Below are 8,058 nucleotides of genomic sequence, written 5' to 3' on the forward strand. Positions count from 1 at the left end.
CACGCCCGGCCCCGTCGGCGGCCGACGCGCCGCGCGAGGAGCGCGTGCGCATGACCAAGCTGCGCCAGACCATCGCCCGGCGCCTGAAGGAGGCGCAGAACACGGCGGCCATGCTGACCACGTTCAACGAGGTCGACATGTCGCAGCTGATGGCGCTGCGCAGCCAGTACAAGGACCTGTTCGAGAAGAAGCACGGCGTGAAGCTCGGCTTCATGGGCTTCTTCGTGCGGGCCTGCGTGCAGGCGCTGAAGGACATTCCCGCCGTCAATGCCGAGATCGACGGCACCGACATCATCTACAAGAACTTCTGCCATGTCGGCGTCGCCGTCGGCACCGACAAGGGCCTGGTGGTGCCGGTCGTGCGTGATGCCGACCAGCTCGGCATTGCCGGCATCGAGAAGACGATCGCCGATTTCGGCCGCCGCGCCCGCGACGGCCAGCTCAAGATCGACGAGATGCAGGGGGGCACCTTCACCATCTCCAACGGCGGCGTCTACGGCTCGCTGATGTCGACGCCGATCCTGAACGCGCCGCAGTCGGGCATTCTCGGCATGCACAAGATCCAGGAGCGGCCGGTGGTGGTCGGCGGGAAGATCGAGATCCGGCCGATGATGTACCTCGCTCTGTCCTATGATCACCGCATCGTCGACGGCAAGGAGGCCGTGACCTTCCTTGTCCGCGTCAAGGAAAGCCTGGAAGATCCCGCGCGCCTCGTGATGGATCTGTAACGCGAAGGACCAATCATGGCAGAGAGCCCGACCGAACCGCCGATCGAGGTCTATCTCACGGTTTCGGGCGGGCTCGAAGCCATCACCTTCTACGAACAGGCCTTCGGCGCGACGGAGGCCTTCCATCAGATGGCCGATGACGGCGAGCGGGTGCTCCACGCGACACTCAAGGTGTTCGGTGCGCAGATCATGCTGTCGGATCAGTTCCCGGAAGTGGGCACCGGCGTGATGGCGCCGCAGAGCCTCGGCGGCACGACGGTCACCGTCCACGTCAATCTGGCGAGCCCCGCCGAGGTCGACCGCGTGATGGCGCGCGCGAGCGATGCCGGCGCCACCGTCACCATGGCCGCTTCCGATACGTTCTGGGGCATGCGCTACGGCCAGCTGAAGGATCCCTTCGGCCACGCCTGGTCGTTCGGCGCGGCCCTGCCCGACGCGCAAGGAGCCACGCCATGAGACTGCCAGCCCTCGCCCTGGTGGCAGGTTCCCTGACCGGCTGCGCGGTGCCCTACCACGCGGTCAACGCGCCCGCTCCCTTTTCCTGCCTGGTGGTGGACGCCGCCGGCTTCATGTTCGACCGCAACTGCACGGCCTTCGAGCTGTCCTGGCTGCCGGGCGCGCGACGCCTGACGGTCGGCGCCCGCGGTCCGGACGACATCGACATCCTGGAAGTGTCGGGCCGGCACCGGCAGGTCACCGTCCGACGGATCCGCGAGGGCTATTACTGCGCGCTGTCGCGCGACTATCCGCGGCCGCGGCCGACGCGCGACTGCCGCACCACCGACCCGGTCCATCCGCCGCTGTCGGTGCGCGGCTGAGCCTGAGCACATCGGACGGCAGAACCAGCGAGTGAGCGGCATGGCAAAAGGCGTCATCATCGTTACCGGCGCGAGCCGCGGCATAGGACGCGCCTGCGCCATCATGGCGGCCGCGCGCGGCCACGCCGTGGTGGTCAACTATACCGCCAATGCCGGGGCCGCGGACGCGGTGGTCGCGGCGATCACGGCCAAAGGCGGCACGGCGGTCGCGGTGCGCGGCGACGTCGCCGTCGAAGCCGACGTGCTCGCCATCTTCGCCGCCGCGGACCGCCTCGGGCCGCTCGCCGGCCTCATCAACAATGCCGGCGTGGTCGACACCAAGGCGCGCGTCGAGCAGTTCTCGGCCGAGCGGCTGACGCGCATGATGGCGATCAACGTCGTCGGCTCGTTCCTCTGCGCCCGCGAAGCGGTGAAGCGCATGTCGACGGCCCGCGGCGGCGGCGGCGGCGCCATCGTCAATCTGAGCTCGGTTGCCGCCGTGCTGGGCGGGCCGAACGAATTCGTCGACTATGCCGCGTCCAAGGGCGCGATCGACAGCTTCACCATCGGTCTCGCCAAGGAGGTCGCGACCGAAGGTATCCGGGTCAATGCCGTGCGCCCCGGCCTGATCGACACGGAGATCCATGCGAGCGCCGGCGTGCCCGACCGCGTCGAGCAGTTCCGCGAGCTGATCCCGATGAAACGCGGCGGCTCGGCCGAGGAGGTCGCCAACGCCGTCCTCTGGCTGATGTCGGACGAAGCCTCCTACACGACCGGATCCATCATCACGGTGTCGGGCGGCCGCTAGCGTCGCCGCACCGTCCAATCGGAGACCACATCTTCATGTCCTACGACCTCATCGTCATCGGTACCGGCCCCGGCGGCTATGTCTGCGCCATCCGCGCCGCCCAGCTCGGCCTCAAGGTCGCGGTCGTCGAGAAGCGCAAGACCCATGGCGGCACCTGCCTGAACATCGGCTGCATTCCGTCGAAAGCCCTTCTGCACGCCTCGGAACTGTTCCACGAGGCCGGCCACGGTTTCGCGGCCTTCGGCATCGACGTCGCAAAGCCGAAGCTGAACCTGAAGCAGATGATGGTGCACAAGCAGGAGACCGTGGACGCCAACGTCAACGGCGTCGCCTTCCTGTTCAAGAAGAACAAGATCGAGAGCTTCACCGGCACCGGCACCATCCTTGCGCCCGGCAAGGTCGAGGTGACCGCCGAGGACGGCAAGAAGCAGCAGCTCGAGACCAAGAACATCGTGATCGCCACGGGCTCCGAAGTGACGCCGCTGCCGGGCGTTGCGATCGACGAGAAGCAGATCGTCTCTTCCGAAGGCGCGCTCGCGCTCGACAAGGTGCCGGGCAAGCTGGTCGTGATCGGCGCCGGCGTCATCGGCCTGGAGCTCGGCTCGGTCTGGCGGCGCCTCGGCGCCGAGGTTCACGTCGTCGAATATCTCGACCGCGTGCTGCCGGGCATGGACGGCGAGGTCGCCAAGCAGTTCCAGCGCATCATCGGCAAGCAGGGCGTCACCTTCCAGCTCTCGTCCAAGGTGACCGGCGCCAAGACCGCGAAGAAGGGCGTCACGCTCACCGTGGAGCCGGCCGCCGGCGGCGAGGCGCAGACCATCGACGCCGATGTCGTGCTGGTGGCGATCGGGCGCCGGCCGTTCACCGAAAATCTCGGGCTCGAGGCGGCCGGCGTCGCCATGGAGCGCGGCCGCGTCGTCATCGACAACCACTTCGCCACCAACGTGCCGGGCATCTATGCCATCGGCGACGTGGTGCGCGGCCCGATGCTGGCCCACAAGGCCGAGGACGAGGGCATCGCGGTGGCCGAGATCCTGGCCGGCAAGGCTGGTCACGTGAACTACGACTGCATCCCGAGCGTCGTCTATACCTCGCCGGAGGTCGCGACCGTCGGCAAGTCGGAAGAGGACCTGAAGGCCGCGGGCGTCGCCTACAATGTCGGCAAGTTCCCTTTCACTGCCAATGGCCGCGCGCGCGCCAACCGGACGACCGACGGCTTCGTCAAGGTGCTGGCGGATGCGAGCACCGACAAGGTCCTGGGCGTGCATATCGTCGGCGCCGGCGCCGGCGAGATGATCCACGAGGCCGTGGTGCTGATGGAGTTCGGCGGCTCGGCCGAGGATCTCGCCCGCTCGACCCATGCCCACCCGACCATGTCGGAAGCGGTCAAGGAGGCGGCCCTCGCCGTCGACAAGCGCGCAATCCATATATGACGGCGAATGGGGAGTAGCGAACGGCGAAGTGGGAACGGCGCGCCGTGATGCGCGAGCCCCACATTCGATGCCCTACTCGCCATTCACCGCTTGCCCACACCCATAAAAAAAGCCCCGGTCGCGCGACCGGGGCTTTTTTCATGCAGAGCGAGGATCGCCGGGCAGCATCACTCGCAGACGCGCACGCGGCGCAGTGCCGGCCCATAGGGCGTGTCGACCCAGCGGCGGGCGGTGTAGCAGTCGCCATAACCGTAGACCGGGGCCGGCTCGGCATAGGCGCGGGAGCCGGCGATGGCGAGGGCGGCGCCCCCGACCACGGCGCCGGCGGCAACGGCACCCCACGGGAAATAGCGGGCCTCGGCCTTGGGAGCGGCGGCGACCGACAGGGTGGCGGCAGCGGCGGCGGCGATGGCGAGGGTCTTGAAGCGGGTCATGGTCATCTTCCTCTCTGGTGGGGAGCGTTGATCCGCTCCTGATGACCTTGGGTCGCGCCCTCCCGAAAAAAGGTTCGAAGCGTTTTTGCGGGTTCATGGCGAGTGGCCAATAGCGAATGGGGATGCGGCGTCATCCGAGCGCCGTTGCAGAAGGAGTGCACGGAGCGGGCCGGCCACTCGCCCGTTCGCCATTCGCTGCTCGCCATCAACTCCCGAAGGTGGTGACGTGATGCAATCCGGCCGCGGCACGCTGCTCGACGAGCGCCTTGCGCGCGCCGGCGCCGCCCGCCCGCAGCGCCTCGAGCTCGTTCGCGCGGATCAGGGTGAGCGGCACCATGGTGACCGGCGAGAGCGGCATGTCCTCGATGCGCACGGCGAAGTCGGGCACGGGCATGCCGATGAGCAGCCCGAGACAATCGTCCGGCGTGGCGAAACCGGCCGGCAATTGGCCGCCGAGCGCCGCCGACTTGCTCACGCCCGGCAATTCCATGGACAGGACACCATAGCGGGCGAGCTGCGCGGCGATCCCGCCGGCATTGGCGACGGTCCCGGCGACATGGCTGACCAGCTCGAAGGCCCAGCTCTGGCTGAGGTGTCCAATGTCGCCCGGAGGGCCGGCATGGGCCGGCGCAATGTCGGGGGTCTCGACGAACAGCTCGACCTCGAAGCCGTTGCCGCCGCCGGTCACGCCGTCGAACGGATCGGACAGGCCGTCCGTCGCGATGATGATCGCCTGTGGCCGGCGGATCACCCGATAGGCCTGGCGCAGTGTCGGCCAGGCGGGCCCGCCGGTCAGACCGGGGCTGATGAGATGGCCGAGGACGTCGGCCTCGACCGCGCCGACTTCGGCCCAATAGGCATCGCGACGGTGCCATGAGGCCGCCAGTGCCGGATCGGCTTCCTCGGCGGCAGCGACAGGGACCGGCGCGCCGCCATCACCGGCCTGCCGCCGGGACGCTGCGGGCCTGCCACCGAACAACCGCCTGAACATGGCGCCGAGCATTGCCGCTGCCTCCTGCCGAGAGCCTCGTTGCCGCCAACAGGCGACCGGCCGTCACTGTTGCCGCCAATGTGGCCGCCGAATCGGCCAGGCCGCAATCCTGAGAGACCCGCTGAACCTTTTCCGCGGCCGGGACGACGTAACGGCATGCACGGTCCGGCGGGTGTCGCCGGGCAGCGCCACAACCAGAAGGGAACAGATCATGATGAAGGCTCGTTTCAAATCGCTCGCGCTCGCCGGAACCCTGGCCATGGCGCTCGGCGCGGCTCTCTGCGGCGCGGCTGAAGCCCGTGGCGGCGGCGGCGGTGGTGGCGGCGGCGACGGCAGCGCCGGTTTCATCGCGCCGAACCCGGTGACCCATGTCGACAGCGGTCATCCCGGCCGCGGCCGCAGCAGCGCCGGCCAGCCGGCCGCGACGACCCAGGGCTGCGTGACCTATGTCCACCCGTACTGGGGTGAGATCTGCGAGCGCGGCCGGCGCTGACGCGTCACCCCCGCAACCATCACGGCGAACGGCGGCCGGCCGACGGATGCCTTGATCCGCAGGCCGGCGCCACTCGGAGGAAGCAGACCATGACCAGACGACGTTTGACCGCGATCGCCCTGGCGGGTGCCTTCGCGGCAGCGCTCGGCGCAGCCCCCTCGGGCGCGGCTTTCGCCCAGGGCGGTGCCGGCAGCGGCGGTGGAGGCGGAGGTGGCGGTGACGGCAGCGCCGGCTTCATCGCACCGAACCCGATCACCCACGTCAACCGGGAGCCGCACCAGGGTCGCGGCCGAGCTGCCGGCCAATCCGCGGCGACGACGCAGGGCTGCGTCACCCATGTCCACCCCTCTTGGGGCGAGATCTGCGAGCGTGGCCGGCGCTGACGACCATCGGTTCCGGATCGACGACGGCACAAGAAGCGGCGGGGCGACCCGCCGCTTTTCGTTTGGGCCGCAGGACCGGGCCAACCGACGCACCCGGCCCGCCTCCTGCCTGCGGAACGGAAGGGTCCCGGGCCGAGCCCGGCCCGGACTGCGCTGCACCGCGACGGCAGGCGCGACATGTCACGTGCAGATCCGCACCCGGCGCAGGGCGAAGCCATAGGGTGTCTCGACCCAGCGGCGCACCGAATAGCAATCGCCCTGCGCCTGGAGCGGTTCGGCGGAAGCCTGCGCTCCGGCCAGGCCGCCGGCGACGCCGACCGTCATGCCGGCAAGGACCAGGGCTGCCATGGCCAATATCCTGGAGCCGATCATGATGCACGCCTCCCCGGCTTCCGCAGCCATGACGGCTGCCTTGCCCCGTGAGTCGCGCGCGGCGCCGAAAAGGTTCGAGTTCCCGCACGATGCATGGCACGGTGCCGCGACGATCCCCTCGCCCGCCGGAACGGCGCGAGGGATCGATCAACCCAACCTTCGGCCGGCGTCGGCGCCGGCCGCATGATCGGCTATCGCTCGCTCTTGGAATCGACCGTTGCCGGGCGCGGCGCCTGGACCGGCGGCGGCGCGGTGGCCGTCTCCGGCGAGCGGCCGACCTCGGGCGCCTGCGCGGTCTCCGGAGCAGCTCCGGGCGCAACGGCGAGCGGCGCCGGCGGCTCGCCCTGCGGCGGGTTCTGCGCCGCGTTCAGCGCCGGCACGGGATCGGCAATGCCGGCCCCGAGCTGCGGGTCCGGGGCACGGCGGGCGGTATCGCGCAGGATCTGGCGCAAGGCCGCCGGGTCGAGGGTCGGCTGGCGCGCCAGGATCAGCGCGGCGATGCCGCTGACATGGGCGGCGGCCACCGACGTGCCGGACGAGATCTGGTAGCCGCCCTGCGGCGCCGGCAGCAGCACCTCGACGCCTGGCGCCGCCACGGCCACATAATCGCCGCGCGTCGCCGCCTCGAAGATCTGGCCGCGCTGGTCGACAGCGGTCACCGCGATCACGTTCGGGTCGGCGGCGGGGTATGAGATCGGTGCATTCGGCCCTTCATTGCCCATGGCCGCGATCATGGCGATGCGCCGCTCGGCGGCGACCTGGATCGCCCGCGTCATCATCGGGTCGCGCGGGCCGGCAAAGCTCATGTTGATGACGCGCGCGCCCTCGCGGATCGACCAGTCCATGGCCTTGAGGATGTGGAAGCTGGTGCCCGAAGCGCCTGCGGCCTGGCCCGGCGCGAAGGCGCGCGCGGCCAGAATGTCGGCGCGCGGCGAAATGCCGGTGAGCTGGGCATGGGCAATGATGGCGCCGGCCATGCCGGTGCCGTGCTCATGCGGCTGGAACGGGCCGCCGACCGCGTCGAAGCGCTTGACGATCCGCCCGACGATTTCCGGATGGTTGGCGTCGATGCCGGAATCGATCACGGCGATCGGCACGCTTTCGCCGCGCGACAGGAGATGGGCCTCGGGCAGGCGCAGGGTATCGACGACATATTGCAGCGAGGCACCGCCGGCCGCCGTCGTGGTCGAGCTCTGCAGGCGGAAGACGTAGTCCGGCCGCTGGAAGACATAGTTCGGCTGGGCATAGGCGACACGGGCATCGCGCGTCATCGCGCGGATCGCCGCCGGCACGTCCTGGCCGTTCGGCACCCGGTAGCGATGCACCGAGGTACCGATCAGTTCCGACCGCTCCTCGCTGATCAGGCGCAGGTTGAAGCGCCGCACCACGCGCTGGATGTCCGCCGCCGCGGCATCCGGCTTCATGACGAACAGCACTTCGCCCGGCAGGTAGCGCCGTTCGTTGACCGGCGGCAGGCCGGGAGGGCTGTCGTCCGACACCCGCTGCTGCGCGCTCTCGCCGGCACGGGCCGCGCGGATCAGGGCGACAGCCGCCGGAACGGCGATCGCCGCCGCGGCTGCTGCGGCTGCGATGCCGGCCCCGCTGTTCATGCCGAAGCC

At 69.8% G+C, this 8,058-nt stretch carries 12 protein-coding genes; 8 read left to right on the forward strand and 4 right to left on the reverse strand.

Annotated elements, in window-relative coordinates; genetic code table 11:
• The 5 genes from odhB to lpdA form a co-directional block, all read left to right on the forward strand.
• Positions 1-728: 2-oxoglutarate dehydrogenase complex dihydrolipoyllysine-residue succinyltransferase (odhB, locus tag OZ671_RS31525; RefSeq protein WP_268864366.1), on the forward strand; the 728-nt coding region annotated here is incomplete at its 5' end.
• Between the two features lie 15 nt (positions 729-743).
• Positions 744-1,184, forward strand: a complete 441-nt coding sequence (locus OZ671_RS31530; protein WP_268864367.1) for a VOC family protein — start codon at positions 744-746, stop codon at positions 1,182-1,184.
• Positions 1,181-1,546 carry a hypothetical protein gene (locus tag OZ671_RS31535; protein WP_268864368.1) on the forward strand — a complete coding sequence of 122 codons (366 nt, stop codon included), beginning with the start codon at positions 1,181-1,183 and terminating at the stop codon, positions 1,544-1,546. The genes OZ671_RS31530 and OZ671_RS31535 overlap by 4 nt, the downstream gene beginning before the upstream one ends.
• A gap of 40 nt (positions 1,547-1,586) precedes the next feature.
• Complete coding sequence (locus OZ671_RS31540; RefSeq protein ID WP_268864369.1) at positions 1,587-2,333, forward strand: SDR family oxidoreductase; 747 nt, start codon at positions 1,587-1,589, stop codon at positions 2,331-2,333.
• A 35-nt stretch (positions 2,334-2,368) separates the two neighbouring features.
• A complete protein-coding gene (gene lpdA, locus OZ671_RS31545) occupies positions 2,369-3,766 on the forward strand; it encodes a dihydrolipoyl dehydrogenase (protein WP_268864370.1) in 1,398 nt (465 codons plus the stop codon).
• A 167-nt stretch (positions 3,767-3,933) separates the two neighbouring features.
• Here lpdA and OZ671_RS31550 read toward each other — a convergent pair whose 3' ends face one another.
• On the reverse strand, positions 3,934-4,200 hold the full coding sequence (locus OZ671_RS31550; protein WP_038308666.1) for a hypothetical protein: 267 nt from the start codon (positions 4,198-4,200) through the stop codon (positions 3,934-3,936).
• Between the two features lie 205 nt (positions 4,201-4,405).
• A complete protein-coding gene (locus tag OZ671_RS31555; protein WP_268864371.1) occupies positions 4,406-5,203 on the reverse strand; it encodes a hypothetical protein in 798 nt (265 codons plus the stop codon).
• Positions 5,204-5,402: 199 nt separating this feature from the next.
• On the opposite strand from OZ671_RS31555, the gene OZ671_RS31560 reads away from it, so the two are divergent.
• Together OZ671_RS31560 and OZ671_RS31565 are read left to right on the forward strand one after the other, a co-directional pair.
• The gene (locus OZ671_RS31560) at positions 5,403-5,684 is read left to right on the forward strand and encodes a hypothetical protein (RefSeq protein WP_268864372.1); all 282 of its coding nucleotides are present in this window, start codon (positions 5,403-5,405) and stop codon (positions 5,682-5,684) included.
• 89 nt (positions 5,685-5,773) lie between these two features.
• On the forward strand, positions 5,774-6,067 hold the full coding sequence (locus tag OZ671_RS31565; RefSeq protein ID WP_268864373.1) for a hypothetical protein: 294 nt from the start codon (positions 5,774-5,776) through the stop codon (positions 6,065-6,067).
• 180 nt (positions 6,068-6,247) lie between these two features.
• Here OZ671_RS31565 and OZ671_RS31570 read toward each other — a convergent pair whose 3' ends face one another.
• Complete coding sequence (locus tag OZ671_RS31570; RefSeq protein ID WP_268864374.1) at positions 6,248-6,415, reverse strand: hypothetical protein; 168 nt, start codon at positions 6,413-6,415, stop codon at positions 6,248-6,250.
• Here OZ671_RS31570 and OZ671_RS31575 point away from each other — a divergent pair.
• Entirely contained in the window at positions 6,414-6,626 is a 213-nt protein-coding gene (locus OZ671_RS31575; RefSeq protein ID WP_268864375.1) for a hypothetical protein, read from the forward strand. The two genes, OZ671_RS31570 and OZ671_RS31575, sit on opposite strands and share 2 nt — an antisense overlap.
• A gap of 4 nt (positions 6,627-6,630) precedes the next feature.
• Here the strand turns inward: OZ671_RS31575 and OZ671_RS31580 are convergent.
• Positions 6,631-8,058: S8 family peptidase (locus OZ671_RS31580; RefSeq protein WP_268864376.1), on the reverse strand; the 1,428-nt coding region annotated here is incomplete at its 5' end.

The sequence above is a fragment of the Phreatobacter sp. AB_2022a genome (assembly GCF_026847585.1).
In the GTDB taxonomy this organism is placed as follows: domain Bacteria; phylum Pseudomonadota; class Alphaproteobacteria; order Rhizobiales; family Phreatobacteraceae; genus Phreatobacter.